The sequence below is a fragment of the Blautia sp. CGZ-1-C1 genome (assembly GCF_056504575.1).
In genome coordinates this window covers 95,867-114,789 of the sequence record NZ_JBWLUT010000130.1, presented here as the reverse complement: position 1 = coordinate 114,789, position 18,923 = coordinate 95,867, and the positions used below count along the sequence as shown (strand labels likewise).

At 42.7% G+C, this 18,923-nt stretch carries 19 protein-coding genes; 14 read left to right on the top strand and 5 right to left on the bottom strand.

All coding sequences use genetic code 11. From position 1 onward, the window contains the following. Together AC058W_RS12700 and AC058W_RS12695 are read right to left on the bottom strand one after the other, a co-directional pair. Positions 1–546: hypothetical protein (locus tag AC058W_RS12700; protein ID WP_479390143.1), on the bottom strand; the 546-nt coding region annotated here is incomplete at its 3' end. 326 nt (positions 547–872) lie between these two features. After that, the gene (locus AC058W_RS12695) at positions 873–2,585 is read right to left on the bottom strand and encodes a hypothetical protein (RefSeq protein ID WP_479390142.1); all 1,713 of its coding nucleotides are present in this window, start codon (positions 2,583–2,585) and stop codon (positions 873–875) included. Positions 2,586–2,881: 296 nt separating this feature from the next. On the opposite strand from AC058W_RS12695, the gene AC058W_RS12690 reads away from it, so the two are divergent. Then, on the top strand, positions 2,882–3,223 hold the full coding sequence (locus AC058W_RS12690) for a hypothetical protein (protein ID WP_243104191.1): 342 nt from the start codon (positions 2,882–2,884) through the stop codon (positions 3,221–3,223). Then, entirely contained in the window at positions 3,198–3,488 is a 291-nt protein-coding gene (locus AC058W_RS12685) for a hypothetical protein (RefSeq protein ID WP_243009634.1), read from the top strand. Before AC058W_RS12690 ends, AC058W_RS12685 begins: the two co-directional genes overlap by 26 nt. Before the next feature lie 121 nt (positions 3,489–3,609). Here AC058W_RS12685 and AC058W_RS12680 read toward each other — a convergent pair whose 3' ends face one another. Further along, complete coding sequence (locus AC058W_RS12680; RefSeq protein ID WP_479390141.1) at positions 3,610–4,905, bottom strand: ATP-binding protein; 1,296 nt, start codon at positions 4,903–4,905, stop codon at positions 3,610–3,612. A gap of 182 nt (positions 4,906–5,087) precedes the next feature. Between AC058W_RS12680 and AC058W_RS12675 the strand changes: the two genes are divergently transcribed. From AC058W_RS12675 to AC058W_RS12665, 3 genes are read left to right on the top strand one after another with little or no spacing between them, the layout of a single operon-like run. Beyond that, complete coding sequence (locus AC058W_RS12675) at positions 5,088–6,593, top strand: recombinase family protein (RefSeq protein WP_479390140.1); 1,506 nt, start codon at positions 5,088–5,090, stop codon at positions 6,591–6,593. 58 nt (positions 6,594–6,651) lie between these two features. Beyond that, entirely contained in the window at positions 6,652–7,242 is a 591-nt protein-coding gene (locus tag AC058W_RS12670; RefSeq protein WP_118516666.1) for a nucleoside recognition protein, read from the top strand. Next, on the top strand, positions 7,239–7,766 hold the full coding sequence (locus AC058W_RS12665; protein ID WP_117677227.1) for a spore maturation protein: 528 nt from the start codon (positions 7,239–7,241) through the stop codon (positions 7,764–7,766). The genes AC058W_RS12670 and AC058W_RS12665 overlap by 4 nt, the downstream gene beginning before the upstream one ends. Before the next feature lie 68 nt (positions 7,767–7,834). Here AC058W_RS12665 and AC058W_RS12660 read toward each other — a convergent pair whose 3' ends face one another. Continuing rightward, positions 7,835–8,581 (bottom strand): lysophospholipid acyltransferase family protein, encoded by a 747-nt coding sequence (locus AC058W_RS12660; RefSeq protein ID WP_117677226.1) that lies wholly within the window; start codon positions 8,579–8,581, stop codon positions 7,835–7,837. A gap of 487 nt (positions 8,582–9,068) precedes the next feature. Between AC058W_RS12660 and AC058W_RS12655 the strand changes: the two genes are divergently transcribed. From AC058W_RS12655 to AC058W_RS12615, 9 genes are all read left to right on the top strand, one after another. Continuing rightward, on the top strand, positions 9,069–9,479 hold the full coding sequence (locus AC058W_RS12655) for a protease complex subunit PrcB family protein (RefSeq protein ID WP_181977725.1): 411 nt from the start codon (positions 9,069–9,071) through the stop codon (positions 9,477–9,479). Positions 9,480–9,587: 108 nt separating this feature from the next. After that, entirely contained in the window at positions 9,588–11,144 is a 1,557-nt protein-coding gene (locus AC058W_RS12650) for a DUF3794 and LysM peptidoglycan-binding domain-containing protein (RefSeq protein WP_117846232.1), read from the top strand. A 229-nt stretch (positions 11,145–11,373) separates the two neighbouring features. Next, entirely contained in the window at positions 11,374–12,246 is an 873-nt protein-coding gene (ispE, locus tag AC058W_RS12645) for a 4-(cytidine 5'-diphospho)-2-C-methyl-D-erythritol kinase (protein WP_479390139.1), read from the top strand. Further along, complete coding sequence (locus AC058W_RS12640; RefSeq protein WP_118137436.1) at positions 12,243–12,962, top strand: GntR family transcriptional regulator; 720 nt, start codon at positions 12,243–12,245, stop codon at positions 12,960–12,962. Before ispE ends, AC058W_RS12640 begins: the two co-directional genes overlap by 4 nt. Positions 12,963–13,098: 136 nt before the next feature. Beyond that, positions 13,099–14,601, top strand: a complete 1,503-nt coding sequence (locus AC058W_RS12635; RefSeq protein ID WP_479390138.1) for a spore germination protein — start codon at positions 13,099–13,101, stop codon at positions 14,599–14,601. Then, on the top strand, positions 14,598–16,286 hold the full coding sequence (locus AC058W_RS12630; protein ID WP_479390137.1) for a GerAB/ArcD/ProY family transporter: 1,689 nt from the start codon (positions 14,598–14,600) through the stop codon (positions 16,284–16,286). Before AC058W_RS12635 ends, AC058W_RS12630 begins: the two co-directional genes overlap by 4 nt. Positions 16,287–16,323: 37 nt before the next feature. Continuing rightward, the gene (locus tag AC058W_RS12625) at positions 16,324–16,614 is read left to right on the top strand and encodes a hypothetical protein (RefSeq protein WP_479390136.1); all 291 of its coding nucleotides are present in this window, start codon (positions 16,324–16,326) and stop codon (positions 16,612–16,614) included. Positions 16,615–16,730: 116 nt separating this feature from the next. After that, a complete protein-coding gene (gene murI, locus AC058W_RS12620) occupies positions 16,731–17,552 on the top strand; it encodes a glutamate racemase (protein ID WP_479390135.1) in 822 nt (273 codons plus the stop codon). Between the two features lie 145 nt (positions 17,553–17,697). Beyond that, complete coding sequence (locus tag AC058W_RS12615; protein ID WP_178761071.1) at positions 17,698–18,144, top strand: YwiB family protein; 447 nt, start codon at positions 17,698–17,700, stop codon at positions 18,142–18,144. Positions 18,145–18,374: 230 nt separating this feature from the next. Here AC058W_RS12615 and AC058W_RS12610 read toward each other — a convergent pair whose 3' ends face one another. Beyond that, complete coding sequence (locus tag AC058W_RS12610) at positions 18,375–18,830, bottom strand: hypothetical protein (RefSeq protein WP_117677218.1); 456 nt, start codon at positions 18,828–18,830, stop codon at positions 18,375–18,377. Between the last annotated feature and the right edge of the window lie 93 nt (positions 18,831–18,923).

Here is an 18,923-nt window from a genome sequence, read left to right as displayed (position 1 = left end):
TGGATCAATTTTGAATCCCTGATTATTGTAAATATCAAAATGACCAGTTACTTTCTCTTTAACAATATTGAATTCAGCAGTAATATTAGATCCTGTGAAGTTCTTATTGCCGTCAACAGGTTTTAATACTACAGTACCTTTTCCAGCTTCCTTATTTTCACCATAGGATACAATTTCAAACTGGTCAGTTACATCATTTCCATTTAAAGTAGCTTTAAATGTACGTGGTCTCACCTGCTTGCCAGTATAATCCTGATCATCAATGGATACTTTTACATCAGCTGTATTTGCAGCTGTAATTGTAAATGTTCCATTTGCAGTTCCTGCATATCCAGTCTTAGTATTCTCATTATAAAGACCTTTTACAGTAATTTTACCAGTACCAACATTTACAGCATCTGTTATAGAAACTTCTTCATACTCTGCTTTAGAATCGTCTTTCAGCTCACCTTTTTTGTAGAGTACGATAGAACCATCAACTACAGAATAAGTTGGTGTGATTTTACCACCAGTATATGTGTATGAAGATGGGCTTACAACTACCATAGCGTCTGTCAGTTTTCTGGCAACAATCTTTGTGTTGTTAGCAAAGTTCTTTAATGTAACAGTTTTTCCATCAACTGTATTCAGGATATAGTTTTTGTTTGTGATTGTTACAGTTGGAACAATTTCATTGCCAACAACGTTTCCATCAGTTGGAGTTTTCCAAGCATAATCTACAGTATAATCATTGGCTGTCAGAGTTTTTTCAACTTTTTTGCCGCTTTCATCTTTGGCAACAACAGTCAGACCTACTTTATAATCTGCTGCAGTTTTATTAGCTTTATTGATAGAAATATCTTTAGGAACAGAAACGTAAGTTGTTTTTACCTCTAATGGTTTGATTGTAAACGGAATAGCTGCTGTCTGATCTTTATAAGTTCCGCTTGTAATCTTAATATTTGCATACGCAGTTGGTACAGGTACTGATTTCCGTTGTTAGAACCATACTGAGTAGTTGCATCTGTATTGTTTGAATATCCAGTAATCTCATAAGCTGCGGAATCCAGAAGTTCTGTCTTTGTAGCACCATCAGTTCCGATATAAGTAATAGACAATTTTCCTAAATCGGATTTAGAAGGCTGAATTGCATTTCCTGTATAAGATGTTTCGTATGTTTTATCAGCAGTTACAGATTTCAGAGTTGCACTTGTTGCAATAACATTAAAGGTCTGCTCATTCTTGCACTTACTATCATCTTTGGCTCTTACAGTTACTGTATAAGTGCTTCCGTTTGTAAGTACATCATTTTCACCTACAGCACTACCATCAGCTTTTTTAACAATTACTACGTAGTTGCCTTTAAGATCTAAGGAACCACCTTCAACAGCAGTAAATGATAAATAATTATCTAAGGTTGCTGGAGTAGCAGTTACCGGAACATATCCACTGGCTGTATTAACAGTAATCTTTGTTCCACTTGTAGAAAGATCACGTTTTGTAATCTCTACTGTATTGGTTGTGGTAAGAGTTTTTCCGTCAAATGATTTAAAATTGGAAAGTTTACTTCCATCAAGTGTTACGGAAACAGCATTATTGCCAACTTTGCTTCCATCTACTGTAGCAGATTTGAATGCGCCGGACAAATCAGCTCCACCAAGTTTTCCATCATCACCATTATTGCCTGATTTTGATTCTTTTACAGTGATCTTATCTTTTGGAAGGTAAATTGTTTTACCAGTATACTGATAGCTTGTTCCTTTTGTAACATCAGCAACGATGTCGCCAGAAGCATAAGTCTTAGGATCAATTGTTATAGTTTTTGAAATACTTCCTTTATATGGTGAACCAGCCACCTTATCTGCTGATGCTGTAACAGTTACTTCTGCATATGCTGCTGTAGCACTTGTTGATGTAAGTGCATAATTGCTTGCATCAATAGTAGCTGCTCCTTTTTTCAGAATGACTTTTGAAGTATCAACTGACTGAGAAAATCCTTTGTATGTAAGTGTTCCAATACCATCAAATGATGCAACGTCTTTCAGATCCTGTTTTTCAACTGTAACAGTGATTCCTGTATTGATATCATATAATGTCTGGTTGTCTACACTGAGGTCATATACATAAAGTGTAAGTGTTTTTCCAGCCAGACTAGAAGTAGCAGTAAGATTCATATCTGCAACTTTTGTTGCATTACCTGCCAGTTCTTTACCGCTATTATCTTTTTCTACAATACCATCACTGTTAACCCAACGATATTTCCAAGATGCGGCAGCAGAGCCATCTTTATTAACAGAACCTGTGATTTCTACTTTTGAAGCATCATCCCATACAATACTAGATTTGCTAGCAGTTAAGTCAAGAGACATATTACCTTCGTTTATAATTGTAGATGCAGGAGCAGTTTCTGTAGCGTCCTCTACAACAGGTGCTTCTGTTTCGTCTGCAAATTCTGCAGGAGCTTCAGTAGCTACAGCAACATCTGTTCCATCGCTGAACTCAGCAGCCCATACCGGCACATTAGAAGTAGCAAGCATTGCAACTACAAGTGACATACTTAATGTCTTTTTTGCCATGCCCTTCTTTGTGTTTTTAATCTTTGTCATGATTATAGTTCCCCTTTGGGTGGTGTACAGGTTCATAAGTGGAAAAATATTTCCTGTTTAATGGTGATGATACGGATAGATTGTTCTTGTATTGAGATTTATAAATGGTGTTTTATTCCATAATATTTTGATTTTATACAGTTATATACAAGCATAGTAGCTCTAACCAAAGATATTCGGCAAAACTGGCAGTGGGGATATATCGGACAAGTGTTGGTTCCTGATGTTTGTCGAAAAGTTATTCTGGCAAATAAACAATTGTTCTGATAATATAAGTACAAAATATATGTCAGGAGGTGACACCCATCGTACGCCAAACCAATCTGGTGCAGACGATAGACCTTGCTGCAAGTCGTGCAAGGTATGATGAATGCGCTAAGAAATTACTAACTTACAAGGCAATTGTTGCCTGGATTCTCAAATCCTGTACGAAAGAGTTTTCTCAATACAGTGTCAGATTTATTTGTGATAATTGTCTGAGGGATGATATCGAAGTTTCCAGTTGTGCGGTACATCAGGATCAGCCTGACCGCGATGAAATGCTGAATGGAAATGAACAGATAAGCAGTCTCAACTCCGAGGCTAATTCGATCAAAGATCAGACGGTGTATTATGATATCCGGTTTAAAGCATTATGAAAAGCACCAGGAAGATTTTGGCATTGCCATGACAGAAGAATTTGAAAGCGAGGTGCAAGATATGTGTAATCTGGGAAAAGCGCTTGTGGAACAAGGAATCGAACAGGGAATCGAACAGGGCATTGAACAGAAAAATCTGGATCTTGCCAAAATGATGCTCAAAGATAAAGAACCCATTGACAAGATTGTGAAATATACAGGGTTTGCTACAGATAAACTAGAAGAAATGGCCAGATCCATGGGATGCTGCCAGCTGGAAACTTAACGCAAGAATCTGGCAGATATGCTTGAGATTCCTGAAAAAGTCCGTCCAATGGTGTCGGATTATAAAATGAATCTGCTTCAGCTGAGGGCAAGTGAGACCTGTGATTTTCAAGATCCAGAAGTTAGATACAAAAAGCCGCATACACCGGTACAATCTGGTAGTGTTCTTTACTTTTGAAGTCTTCTGTGGAGAGAAGATACATCTGTTTAAGCTGCTCCAGAGGACATGAAGAGTCTGTCTGGTGTCTGATATTGTATAACCGCATAAGATTCCTGCATTTCTGATGCGGGGTAATGCGGTAGTCTACAGCTATAAAGTGATTATTTTTGGACAGTAAAAATGGAACTTCTGCCTGGTTGCCGCTGGACCAGTAGGAGAGTGTGTAACCGTTCTGGATAAACTGCTGTGCGAGGAAGGTTTCTGTGCAGGCAGTGTTTGCAATGCTTTCTTCGCCAGTGAGAAGCTGATAAGCAGGGATTTTGAGCATGCGTGTGCAGAGTCCTGTGTCTATAGGATACAGATGCAGATTAATTTGTTGTCTGGCAGCATTTTTGCCATCCCGATTATCATGGCATGGCAGCACAAGTCCGTTTTGGATGAGCCACTGCAATGGTTCCTGGTAGGTTTTGGCGGTGGCGCCTTTGGCGATGCGTGTATATTGAAATTTACGGCTGGTTCTTCCGAGTTGCGATGGGATGGACAGCCAGCTGTTGCGGCAGTATCGTGTAGTTCCTTTGGGAGCGAGCGTACTAATATCATTGAGAAACAGATCGAGAAGCTTTTGCTGGGTATCAGGTACCATCAGAAGCTTCTTTTCTTTTTTGTATTCCATAATGGCAGCAGGCATTCCGCCGATGATCTGGTAGAGATGAAATTGCGAGAGGGCTTTTTGATGAAGGTCTTTTCCCATAGGTGTAAAACTGGTGAAATGGGCACGGATCTCACGGGCGAGAGCAAACTCGGCATTTGCCCAGAGAAATTCTTCGAAATCCAGAGGATAAAGTGTGAGGATATCGAAGTCGTGGTGTGAGTAGAGGTCAGAGTTTCCCACACTTCTGGTAACAGCGGCGATGTGATATTGTGGAAAGTCTGCGGCGATTGCAGAGAGGAGTGTGGAAATCTTAAGGGTGCGTTGGATGTTGTCGAGGATCAGCAAAGAGGAGGAAGGCCGCAGGGGGTTGTCTGCGTAGGTTTCCAGAAAGAGAAGCGCTTCCTGTGGGTCATGGGGAGTTGAGAGGTAGCTGGCAGCAGGCTGGTCTGTTTCGAGATTGATGTAGAGAGTGTTGTCGTATTGTTTGGAGGCAAAGTCCATAAGCAACCAGGTTTTTCCTGTCTGGCGGAGCCCCTGCAGAATTAAAGGCTTTCGTGCTGGGGATTTTTTCCAGTGAATCAAAGAGTCGGTACATTTTCTTCTCATAAAAAACCTCCTTTTTTACTGAAATTGCGGAGCGGTTAATAGTTATGTTTGAATTATAAATGGAAATCCAATAAAAATCTACACATAAATGTCGAAAAATGTCGATTTACACACTTTTGAATATTTGTTATCGTAATTGTATTGACAATATAACGGTTATGATAATGTAAAGGAGGATTTCTATGAAGAGAATTAACGCAATTTATGCAAGACAGTCAGTGGACAGAGCGGACAGTATTTCTATTGAGAGCCAGATTGAGTTCTGCAAGTATGAATTAAAGGGCGGTGCTTTTAAAGAATACAAGGATAAGGGATATAGCGGGAAGAATACAGTCAGGCCTCAGCTGCAGCAGCTTTTGACGGATATCCGACGTGGGGAAGTGGAGAAGGTGATCGTTTATAAGCTGGACAGAATCAGTCGTTCTATTCTTGATTTTTCAAATATGATGGAGCTGTTTCAGCAGTATCAGGTAGAATTTGTCTCTTCGACAGAGAAGTTTGACACTTCCACACCGATGGGGCGTGCAATGTTGAATATCTGTATTGTGTTTGCGCAGCTTGAGCGAGAAACGATACAGAAGCGTGTCAGTGATGCTTATTATTCCAGAAGTCAGAAGGGGTTTCGCATGGGTGGAAAGCCTCCTTATGGATATCGCCTTGAGGAGATCATGATGGAGGGAATCCATACGAAGAAGCTGGTGGAGGAGCCACAGGAGGCGGCAATCGTGCGGGAAATCTTTGAGATGTATGAGAAACCTTATACCTCTTATGGGGATATTACCAGATACTATGCGGAAAAAGGGGTGCAGTTTTATGGGAAAGAGCTGATACGCCCAATGCTCGCGCAGCTTCTGAGGAATCCTGTCTATGTTCGCGCGGATATGGATGTATATCGCTTTTTTAAGAGCCATGGTACAAATATTGTCAGCAGACAGGAGCAGTTTGACGGGATTCATGGATGTTATCTGTACCAGGGAAGGGACGCAGCGGCAGATAAGCTGCAGAATCTGAAAGGGCATATGCTTGTGCTTGCCCCGCATGAGGGACTGGTATCGTCGGAACAATGGCTGAATTGCAGGATCAAGCTCTTTGGAAATAAGACGATTCAGGCGAACAGAAAGGCTGTGAATACCTGGCTTGCCGGGAAGGTGAAATGTGGCCATTGTGGTTATGCTCTTATGAGCGTAAAAATACAGTCCGGTAAACAGTACTTGAGATGCACGAAGCGCTTAAACAACAAGGCATGTCCGGGATGTGGCAAAATTTATACAGAAGAAGTGGAGAATTATGTATATGGAGAAATGGTGCGCAAGCTGCGTGATGCGCAGACTCCGGTGGGATACACGAAACTGAATGAAAATCCGCAGGTAAAGCAGATCTACCGGGAAATTGAGGAGATTGAGGAGGAGATTTCGGTGCTTGTAGATTCCCTGATTGGTGCGGGAGAAACTCTTACGAATTATATTAACCAGAGGGTAGAGCAGCTTGATCATACGCGTCAGTTAAAGGCGGAGGAGATGACGACTCTTGCGGAGAATCATGCGACACCTGAGCAGATGGAGAAAGTGGTGTCCAATATAAGCCTCTGGAATGATATTGATTTTGATGAAAAACGATTTACAGTTGATAAGATGATTACATTGTTAAAGGTACTTCCTGGCTCAATTCAGATACAATGGAAGTTCTGAGGCGGGGGAGACGAGAATATGATGTAGAGATATGAGTTATGTTCGGGGCACAGAAGGTATGACATATTTATGGAGTGGAATGATTCTTATAGGAATCATATATGGAGCTCTGACCGGAAACTTTAAGGCGGTGACAGAGGCGGCTGTGTCTTCGGGAAAGGATGCGGTGACTTTATGTATTTCTATGGCCGGAATCGTAGCGATGTGGTCGGGACTGATGAAGATTGCACAGGAATCCGGGATGGTGGAGAAGCTTTCCGGGAAAATGCGTCCGGTAATAAGGTTTTTGTTTCCGAGGCTGCCTCTGGAATCGGATGCCTGTAAATATATTTCGCTGAATTTCTTATCAAATATCCTTGGACTTGGCTGGGCAGCTACGCCTGCAGGACTGAAGGCAATGGAGTGTCTTGCTGATCTGGAAGAGGAGAGGATTCGTTCGCGTGTAGCCAGCAAAGAGATGTGTACATTTCTTATCATAAATATTTCGTCATTGCAGCTGATTCCTGTAAATATGATCGCGTATCGTGCACAGTATGGAAGCATAAACCCGGCGGCGGTGGTGGGACCGGGAATTGTGGCTACTGCGGTAAGTACTGCGACAGCGGTGATTTTCTGCCGGATTATGAACCGCAGAGGGAGGGGGAGATGAAGCTTCTTTCTTTTCTGTCGGATATGATGATTCCGGTTTTTATGCTCTATATTATTCTGTGGGGCTTATTTGCGAAAAGGGATGTTTATAATGATTTTCTGGATGGAGCGAAAGACGGGTTAAAAACGGTAGCAGGCATCTGTCCGGCACTGATAGGTTTGCTGACAGGAGTTGGGATTCTCAGAGGTTCGGGATTTTTGGACTTTGTGGGAAATGTGTTGGGAAAGTTAACGTCAGGTTTTGGAATTCCTTCAGAAATTTTGCCACTGACTATTGTGAGGATGTTTTCTTCCAGTGCAGCGCTTGGGTTGTTGCTGGATATTTTTAAACAGTATGGGACAGATTCGAGAGCTGGGTTTATGGGAGCGGTGATCCTAAGTTCGACGGAGAGTCTGTTTTACTGTATGAGTGTGTATTTCGCAGCTGTGAAGATTGAAAAGACAAGATATACGCTGCCGGGAGCGCTTCTGGCGACATTGACCGGGACGGTAACGGCAATCGTATTGACTGGAATGTATATTTGAATGAAAAAAGCCTTATCATACATAAATTGAATGATAAGGCTTTTAGAATTTGCAAATATCTGGCTGAATCAATTCTGGGTAAGAGGTTTATTCTTTACCAGCATCTCATGAATAATATTCTGCGTGTATTCTCCGATATGTTTTTTATCTTCTTTGCTCAGCTCATCCGGGTAGATTGGCTTGCCGTATTCTACCACAACTTTTGCAGGTTTTATTTTCGGAAAGTGGGCTTCGAAGATATCGGCAGAATTGCTGATTGCGATCGGAATGACCGGGCATTTTGTTTTTGTAGCGATCTTGAAGCTTCCTTCATGGAATGGGAGCATATCGAGCTCGTCCTGGTTTCTGTTTCTGGTCCCTTCCGGGAAGATACAGATGGAAATTCCGGATTTTACTTTATCGACCGCTGTCAGGATGGTTTTCAGACCTTGTTTGATATCTTTTCTGTCAAGGAAAAGGCAGTGAAGGTAATGCATCCATGTAGACAGGAGCGGGATTTTCTCCATTTCTTTTTTGGCAATGTAGCCTGTGCGGATCGGGCAGCGGGAATAGGTAAGAAGAATGTCGAAGTAGCTTCTGTGGTTGCCGATGTAGAGCACTGGCGTATCTTTTGGCACATTTTCTTCTCCGATCACTGTGACTTTGGCGCCGGTAATCCAGAGGATGAAGCGAAATACTGCCTGGATGATCCGGAGAGAGCTGACATCCTTTGTCATAGGAGAAAATTTGCCTATGATCCATTCGACCAGAAGAATAGGAATGGACAGGATCAGATATCCGATCACCACGATACAGACGAGAATAAATCGTATCATTATTTAATTCCTTTCCGGGCATAAAAATGCTCATGTAATGTGACTGTATGTAATCATTCAGCAATCTGCTATCCTGTAAGATTGTTCAGGAAATTAACCAAATCAAGTAAGTCCCCTGCTTCAATTGCGAAGAGCAATAAGCAGTGGGTGGGGACTTGCTTGTATCAGAAGGGGTACAAGCCCCTTCTGATAAACTGCGAAGCAGTTATTTGGTTATGAGCAAGTAGCGAAAGCGGATTGCGAATATCCGATTGACCTTGTTGGTACACCAGGCGTTGAATGATTACGGTGTTCTTTCTATTATAAAGAATTATGGGATATCCTGCAAGAAATAAAAACATAAATTCACGCTGTATGGCTAAGGATTTGTTGCTGTGAAAAGAGTAAATCAGTAATATGCATTTCAGGAGAATCACATATGAACAATAGTAATAACCATCCGGATTAAAACATAAAATAGCTAGTAAAGAATGAACAGGGGTGCATTATGGGCAAAAAGGCCGCAGGGCTGGTCTGCATATTTCTGCTGATGGTCATATTAACGGGCTGTCAGCTGATCAGAATTGAAGAGGGGGAACGGACACCTCTGAAATATACGATCGTAAAACAGGAAGAAATCCCGGCGGAAGCTGTGGAACTGATGGAACAGAAGAAGGAGAAAACATTTCAGATGACATACCAGGTGGGAGATGTACGGTATCTGATGAAAGGATATGGGGAACAGCTTACGGGAGGTTACAGCATTCAGGTAGAGGAGGTTTCTGAATCGGAGAATGCAGTGTTCTGCAAAACAAGGCTGATAGGACCGACCGAGGAGAAAGCAGGAAGTGAGCCGTCTTATCCATGTATTGTTCTAAAGATAGCAGAAACAAAGAAGCCTGTGGAGTTTTCCGGTTGATTGAATCCTGAGTATCTAATTTGAGGGTACAGTGTGCCGGTGGCATACGTTTTGCGTTGGTCAGAGTAAAGGTGAAAAGGTATCATATCAGGAAAGGAATGAAGAAGATTGGAATTAAAAAAAGAGAGTATCCAAATGCTGCGTATCAAGAATAAAGCAACAAGTCAGGTGACTTTTGACGAAGATTATAATGTACCGGATGTGAAACCGGATATCGGCAGGATGGTACAGAGTAAAGCAGAAGTCTCTATGGATGAAGTCCGTCTGAGCGAGGGGAGAGCCCTGCTTAAGGGAACGCTGAATGTGGATTTGCTTTACGTGGGGGAAAAAGAGGGAAAAATATACAGTCTTTCAGCGAAGCTTCCGATGGATGAGGTCATCAACCTGGAGGGAATCGAAGGGGGAGATAAGCTGTGCCTGAACTGGGAGATTGAGGATCTCAGTGTTCATGTGATTCATTCCAGAAAATTAAATATCAAGGCAATCGTAACGTTTTATGCGGTGGTGGATGAGCTGGCAGAGGTTAAACTTCCTGCTGCTCTGGATGATGCGGAGATTTCTGTAAAGAAAAAGACAATTCCGCTTATGAATCTGTGCGTACATAAAAAGGACACTCTGCGTATCAAAGATGATATTACCCTTGCATCAAACCGGCCAAATGTGGAGAATCTTTTGTGGTATACCATCGAACCGCGAAATCTTGATATCCGTCCGGAGGAAAATAAGCTCCGGGTAAAAGGAGAGCTGGCAGTTTTTGTTTTATACACAGGTTCGGAGGAAGAAAATCCGCCGCAGTGGCTGGAGTATATTATGCCATTTAATAATGAGGCAGAATGTACCGGCTGTCTGGAGGAACTGATTCCGCATATTGAGGTATCGCTGATTCATCAGGGAATGGAAGTGAAACCCGATCCGGATGGGGAAGAGCGCATTTTGCAGGTGGACGCAGTTCTGGAGTTAAACATGAGGATGTACAAAGAGGAAGAACATGAGTTGCTTCTGGATGCATATAGCCCTGTAAAGGAGTGTGTTCTGCATAGAAAAAATGAGATGCTGGAGAGTCTTCTGGTACGCAATTTTTCCAAATGCAGGCTGACGGACAGAATAGAAGTGAAAGAGAATCAGGGAAAAGTTCTGCAACTTTGTCACAGCAGTGGCAAGGTAAAGGTGGATAAGACCAGAATAACGGACAAAGGAATTGTAGCAGAGGGAATTGTAGCTCTTAAGATTCTATATATTATAGGAAATGATGAGATGCCATTTTATTCCATGGATGCTATGCTGCCGTTTACGCATCTGGTCGAAGCGAAAGATATCGGGCAGGACTGTACGTATTTTCTGCAGGCGGATCTGGAGCAACTTTCCACTGCAATGGCGGATGGGGCAGAGATTGAAGTTAAGGCGGCAGTGGGATTGAATGTGCTGGTGTTCAGACAATGGGAAGAACAGATTATTGAATCGGTGGAGGAACAGCCGCTTGACCGCAAAAAGATTGAAAGTATGCCGGGAATTACGGTTTATATTGTTAAAAATGGGGATACTTTGTGGGACATTGCAAGGAAATTTTACACGACTGTGGATGAGATCTGCAATGTAAACAGTCTTGCAGAAAAAGAGGTGAAAGCAGGGCAGCCACTAATCCTGGTAAAGCAGGTGCCGCAATGATTAACAGAGATTATATTTATATGCTGATATTTTGCAATGATATTCTACAATCCGGGTAAATTCTGTGCATTGCGAAGAGTGTTACCTGGCATGGAGTGAATAGGAATCAATTGAAAAAAATTTTCCACAAAAATAAAGAAACATATATTGAAAACAGCTATGAAATGTTTTAAAATATGTACAAAATATTTTATTGTATACAAAGTACAAGAGAAAATCGGAGGGAATTATGCGTTTACGTGCATTTGCAAAGATAAATCTGGGATTGGATATTCTCAGAAAGAGGGAGGATGGTTATCACGAAGTCCGGATGATCATGCAGACAATTCAGATGTATGATGTACTGGAAATGAAGAAGGTGAAGAAACCGGGAATTTCTCTGTCTGTAAATTATCCGTATATTCCCAGCGATGAACGAAATCTGGTGTATAAAGCGGCGAAGCTTTTGATGGATGAATTTCAGGTAAAAGAAGGCGTAGATATCCGTCTTGAGAAATTTATCCCTGTTGCGGCAGGAATGGCTGGCGGAAGTTCAGATGCGGCAGCAGCGATGGTAGGAATTAACCATCTGTTTAAACTGGGGCTTAGTGAGAAAGACCTGATGGATCGTGCAGTGAATATAGGCGCAGACGTTCCTTATTGTATTATGCGTGGAACTGCGCTGGCAGAAGGAATTGGCGAGAAACTTACCAGAATCGCACAGGTTCCGGACTGTTATGTGCTGATCGGCAAGCCGGGAATTGGTGTATCTACAAAGACAGCTTATGAGAGTCTGCAGCTTGATAAGATTCAGTCCCATCCGGATATTGACGGAATGATCAGGGATATTGAGAATGGTAATCTTCTGGAGATGACGGATAAGATGGGAAATGTTTTCGAATCAGGAATCATCGGGAAGTATCCGGTGATTGGTGAGATTAAAGACCTGATGGAAGCGAACGGAGCGCTTAAAGCGATGATGAGTGGGAGCGGTCCGACGGTGTTTGGCATTTTTGATGATCGTGAGAAGATGGAGGCTGCGGCAGCAGTACTCAGACAGAGTAATCTGGCTAAGACTGTTTTTGCAACAGAAGTAACGAAAGTAAGGGAGAGACACAAATGACAAGTGAATTTTCAGTAAACATGAATGAATATCTGCCATTGAGAGATGTGGTTTTTAATACATTGCGTCAGGCAATCCTCAAAGGAGAGCTGAAGCCGGGCGAGAGACTGATGGAGATTGCCCTTGCAGAGAGACTTGGAGTGAGCAGAACTCCGATCAGAGAAGCGATGCGTAAGCTGGAGCAGGAAGGGCTGGTCGTGATGATCCCGAGACGTGGAGCTCAGGTTGCGAACATTACAGAGAAGGATCTGAACGATGTTCTGGAGGTTCGTATTGCCCTTGAAAACGTAGCTATTGAGAAAGCCTGCGCACGTATGTCAGAAGAAGAGATGAGTAGACTCTGGCTTGCTGCCAAGGAGTTTGAGCATACGATCACAGAGGGAAATCTTGTAAAGCTTGCCGAGGCAGATGTTGCGTTTCATGAGATTATTTATCAGGCTTCGGATAATAAGAGACTGATTCAGGTTCTCAACAATATGCGTGAGCAGATTTACCGTTATCGTGTGGAATATCTTAAAGAAGGAGAGACAAGAGATTTGCTTGTGAAAGAGCACGAGGAACTTACCAGGGCAATTAAGGAACGTGACGTCGAACGTGCGAAACAGCTTTCCTTCCAGCATATTGAGAATCAGAGAATGGCTATTCTGCGTTCAATTGAGGCTGAGAATGCAGAACGTGAGCGCTTAGAGAAGGAGAAATCCAGAGGTCGCAGATAGAACAGTGTTGGGATTGTGAATTGTTGCGTATATAATTTTTAATATCGGGAAATTCTAAGAGAGGCGAAAAGCCTCTCTTTTTTTGTCAGGCGGAGAATCCTGCAAGCAGGATTTTTATAGAAACGAGGTGATAACTGTGAAAGAACCGGAAATTTCCCGAAAGGTATCTGCAAATCTGCGGGAGAATGAAAAGTATCTGCGAAGCAGACTGGAGAATTGTGCTGATATTCTGATCCGTCCGATGAGACTCGGAGAGAACCATAAAGTAGACTGTCTCATGGTTTATATAGAGGTTGCGGTTTCTAATATGATGCTGGACGATTCTGCCATTGGAAAGATGATCAATCATTTCTGGGAAATTTCTCCCGGACAGATTCAGGAATTTGTTCAGCATAACAGCCTTGGAATCGCAGATGTGAAGAAACTGGAAGATCTGGACGAGGCCATAGAAGCCATGCTGACCGGAAATGCCATATTTTTTATAGATGGCTATGACAAAGCAATGAAAATCTCCAGCAAGGGTTATCCGTCTATGGGAGTGATGGAGGCCGAATCAGAGAAAGTTCTCAGAGGTTCCCGGGAGGGATTTTCAGACAGTGTAAAGAGCAACAGCGCATTGGTAAGAAAGAGACTTAGGGATACCAGACTTAAAGTGGAAGAGTATAAGATCGGAGTGCGTTCTCATACCCTGACTCAGGTATTGTATATGGATGACCTGGTACATGAAGAACTTCTGGAAAAGGTAAAAGAAAGGCTGGAGGAGTTTCAGATTGATGGGATTCTGGACAGCGGTATGCTGGAACAGCTGACGGAGGATGTATGGTATTCGCCTTTTCCGCAGTATCAGACAACAGAACGGCCGGACCGCGCTGTGCAGGAAATTCTGAACGGTAAGGTTGTGATTTTATGTGATAATTCACCGGAAGCTTTAATTTTGCCGGGGAATTTCAACAGCTTTATGGAGAGCAGCGAGGACTGGTATCACAGATTTGAAATGGCTTCTTTTCTGAGGATACTGCGATATCTGGCGGTGATTATGGCAACAATTCTGCCGGGACTTTATCTGGCAGTGATTCGTTTTCATACACAGATTCTGCCATCTTCGTTGATTTTGTCTTTTGCTGAGGCGAGGGAGGGTGTCCCTTTTTCAAGCGTAGTGGAACTTATTTTTCTGGAGCTGGCTTTTGAACTGATCAGGGAGGCAGGGGTGAGGGTTCCGGGATCGCTTGGAAATGCCATTGGAATCGTGGGCGGCCTGATTATTGGACAGGCAGCAGTAGATGCAAATCTGGTAAGCCCGATCGTTGTAATGATCGTGGCTTTGACAGCACTGGGTTCAATGACGGTTCCGAATGAAGAATTTGCAGCGGCATTCCGATTGGTAAAATATGGCTTTCTGATTCTGGGTGGATATCTTGGAATTTATGGGCTTGTATTAGGAGTATATCTGCTGGTGAGTCATCTGGCAGGACTGATGAGTTTCGCGGTTCCATATCTGGTGCCTTTTATAAAAAAAGAACAGGCGGGCAATGGAGGAGAAGGAATCTTGAGAATTCCTTTGCGAAGAAGAAGCTTAAGACCACTTTTTGCAAGAGAAGAACAGAAAATCCGGTTAAAAAGGAGGGGATCCGGTTCATGAGATTTGCAGAGAATAACAGAATTTCTCACAGACAATTATACAGACAGATGATACTGGCACTTCTTGCACCGTTTATGCTTTGTATTTTTGGAAAAGGTGGAATAAATGGGATCAGCGCTGTGACAGGGACTGTGCTTGCATTGATTTTACTTGGTTTCTATGTGATTTTGCTGATTCGCCTCACGCCTGCTTTTGATGATCTTGTAAAATCTGCGGGAGGTTTTGTTGGGCGGCTGATTGGGATTTTCTTCTTGCTTTATGTATTGCTGGCAGGAGGATATCTGTTGGCACTTTTAAGATATCTGGTTCCTGCGAGTCTTATCACAGGAGTTTCCGGCAGATGGATTGCGTTCTGGGCAATAGTGGCGTGTTCGCTGGGAACTTATAAGGGAATGCAGAGAAGAGGGCGAATGGCGGAAGTTTCCGGAGGCCTGCTTCTGGGGGGAATTGTGATTATGCTGGCACTTTGCGTACCTCAGGCGAAGGCAGAGTATTTTATGGAAGCGTTGCAGTGGAATGAGGTTACAGGGAAGAATATCCGGCAGTCTTTTTACGGGATATTATGTGCATTTTCGGCGGTTGCATTGTTGCCATTTCTGATGGGAGATGTGGAGAAATATGGAAGTGCAGGGAAGACTGCAGCGGGTGCGATCCTGACACTGGGGGTGCTCCTTATAGGAATGGAACTTCTGCTTCCGGCAGTGCTGGGATATGACAGGATAAAAGCGGAAAGTTATCCGGTTTTACCGTTATTGGACGGCGCTGATCTTCCCGGAAATGTGTTGGCGCGTTTTGATATTATATGGATGGGATTTTTGTTATACAGCCTGCTTTTTGCGATAGGAAGTTTGCTGCATTATGGACATCAGATCATCCGAAAAGCACACCTTGGTACGGGGCGGTTATGGATGCCGGTGATGATATTTCTGATATCACTTCTGGAAGAGAATGGAAATGGAATCTTAAATTATTTTGGGTGGATTCTGGCATATGTTTTTGTTCCGGGAATTTTAATCTGCCAGGTTTATCTGTTTTTCAGAGGAAAGGAGAGACATAAGAATCACAGGAAGAAAGCGCCTGCTGTGGTTGCCGGAATTCTGGCGCTCAGCTTTTTCCTGGGAGGATGTGGTGTGGCTGTGGAGCCAGAAAAGAGAATATATCCGATGGCGCTTGGCATGGACGCTTCGCCGGAAGGAATTCTTCTGTCTTATGGGATGCCGGATATGTCGGAGAGTACCGGACAGGGGAAAGAAGAGGAAGATGGCGGGGCAAGACTTCTGCAGATCAGTGGTTCTGATTTTACGCAGATTGAGCAGGCATATGACCGTTCGCAGGAGAAACTTCTGGATATGGGACATCTGCAGGTGCTGGTTATTGGACAGACACTTGTAGAAGATGGACGTTGGAGAATGGTCCTCGATTATCTGAAACAGGAGGCTTTTGTCGGGGAGGATTTTTATGTATTTGAAGCGGAAAATGCGGCAGAAATTCTGAACTGGCAGGGGGAGGATAATTCGTCGGTGGGAGAATATATTTCAGGGCTGCTTGAGAACAGAATGTTCGGGGAAAATACAGAGATGGTGACTCTCAGGGAGCTTTTTTATGAAAAGTATAAAGAGGATAAGCTAAAGGAATTGCCCTATGTGAATATCAGGAATGGAAGTATAAATCTTCAGAATGTGTAAATAATTTCAATAACAGAATTAACAGGAGGTTTATGCAATGATAAATAGAAGAAACGCAATGATAAAAAGAAAAACAGGTATAGCAGGAAAGATAACAAAGAAATTGACCATTACGATTATAGGAGGGCTTGTAGGTGTGATTCTGGCGGGAACGATGCCGCAGCAAGTACAAAATTTCGCACAAAAACGACAGGAACAGACAGCAGTTACCGCATGGTGGGGAACGCTCTATCCGAAATTCTGTTTCTCTCAGATCCCTGAGGAAAATAAAGACCAGAAAGATGACGTAAAGATATCCTTCTGGCTTGCGCGGGCTCTTGATTGGTGATAGAATAATGGGACAATCATTATGAAAGATAATGAACAATCGTAACAATTCAGCAGTCTGCTATTCCGCGAGGTACTGAACAGTTACGAACAATCAATAGAGATGGAGAGAAATTAATGAATATAGACAGAGAGGCACCGATTGGAGTATTTGATTCCGGTGTGGGAGGACTGACTGTTGCGCGTGAGATTATGCGCAATCTTCCTTCAGAGAAAATCGTATATTTTGGTGATACGGCGAGAGTGCCTTATGGAAGTAAATCGAAAGAGACAATTATCCGGTACTCCCGGCAGATCATCCGTTTTCTGCAGGAACAGCAGGTCAAGGCAATCGTCATTGCCTGTAACACGGCAAGTGCATTTGCACTGGATGCAGTAAGAGATGAATTTGATATTCCGATCATTGGTGTAATAGAACCAGGAGCTGAGGTTGCAGCAGCCCAGACTAAGAATAAAAGGGTTGGAATTATTGGTACTGTAGGAACAGTAGGAAGTGGTATACATGCAGAATACCTTAAGAAACTGGATCCAACGATCACAGTCTTTGCAAAAGCATGCCCCCTTTTTGTACCGTTGGTTGAGGAAGGATGGCTACATGATCCTGTGACAGATGAGGTTGCTGCCAGATATCTGAAGGAGCTGCAGGATAAAGAGGTAGATACACTTATCCTGGGCTGTACGCATTATCCACTGCTTCGATCTACGATCAGAAAGATCATGGGAGAGGATGTGTGTCTGGTGAATCCGGCTTATGAGACTGCGCTTGAGCTGCGCAGATTGCTGGATGAGAAAGGACTTTCCAGCGAAGGTACAGAGAAGAATGAATTTCCGTACCGCTTCTATGTAAGTGACCTGGCGGATGAGTTTAAGGCATTTGCCAATTCGATTCTGCCGTATGATGTGGAGATGACCAAGAAAATAGACATAGAAAAGTATTGATATATTATAGCTGCAAAAGAGAAGACAGTGTGATTGATTATATGAACTGTCAGGTACTGAATTATAGTGATTCTTAAAAATATTGTAGCAGCTGGAATGATACATAAAAACAAAGCTATAGAAGAATATCAGGAGTATGAGAGAAATGGATAAAGAAGTACTGATTCACGTAAGGGGACTTCAGACAATAGATGCAGATGGCGATCAGGAACCGGTCGAGATCGTTGTACCTGGACAGTATTATTTCCGGAATGGAAGTCATTATCTGCGCTATGAAGAGATTCTGGAGGATTTCGCAGAACCTACGATTAATTACATAAAAATATCACCTAAGGGCATGGAAGTCCGCAAAAAAGGTGTGGTTAATGTTCACATGGTTTTTGAACAGGGTAAGAAGAATATGACTTACTATACGACTCCTTATGGAACAATCGAGATGGGAATTGCTGCAACGAATATGAATCTGGAGGAAAATGACGGCAGCCTTGATATGAAGGTTGACTATGCATTGGATATGAATCAGGAGCATGTGGCAGACTGCTATCTTGCGATTAAGGCACAGCCGAAGGACTGTAAGGATTTCACGATTTAACCGAATCAAGTAAGTCCCCTGCGGAGGTTGCGAAGAGCAATAAGCAGTGAGAGGGGACTTGAATGGAACCTATAAATAGGAGAACTTACAGATAGGTGTAAAACGATTAGAATTAAATAAAAGACCGATGATCTTATATGGGGATATGCTGCCTGCGAAGCAGGAGACATATCAAAGATCATCGGTCTTTTTCATACAGTAAATATTCACCTGACTGATTTAACTGGTGATTATTTAGCAGCTTTATCTTTCTTAAATCTTGCGAAGAAACCTTTCTTCTTAGTAGCCGGTGCTTCCAGAGAACCACGGATTCCTTTCACGCCTACGATATAAAGACCGCTTACTTCGGCTTTGATTTCTTTCTTAACCGGAATCAGATCGAAGACTTTCTCATCTGCGATCATGATAGCAATCCTTGGTCCGACTTTGGCTTTAACGATCGGAAGTTTGGAACGGCGCATAAGCTTAGGTGTCTGTTCAATTACCATCTGAGGAAGTCCGGATTCTTTTAACGGCATCCTCTTTTTATCGATAACCAGCATGGAAACGGTTTGTTTTGTTGCTTCAATCTGAGCCTGCTGTTCTTCCTGTTTCTTCTGAGCTTTTTTGCCGAAGAAATATAAACCGATCAGTGCAGCGATCAGGATAACAAGAATGACCAGAAGGACTATTGTTACTGTACTCATTTGCATCCTCCTAATATGTGTGTTTTCACAGGGGCTGTTACAGATAGACAGCCCATTGCATAAAAATTATTTTATCATTAAACAGGACAAAAC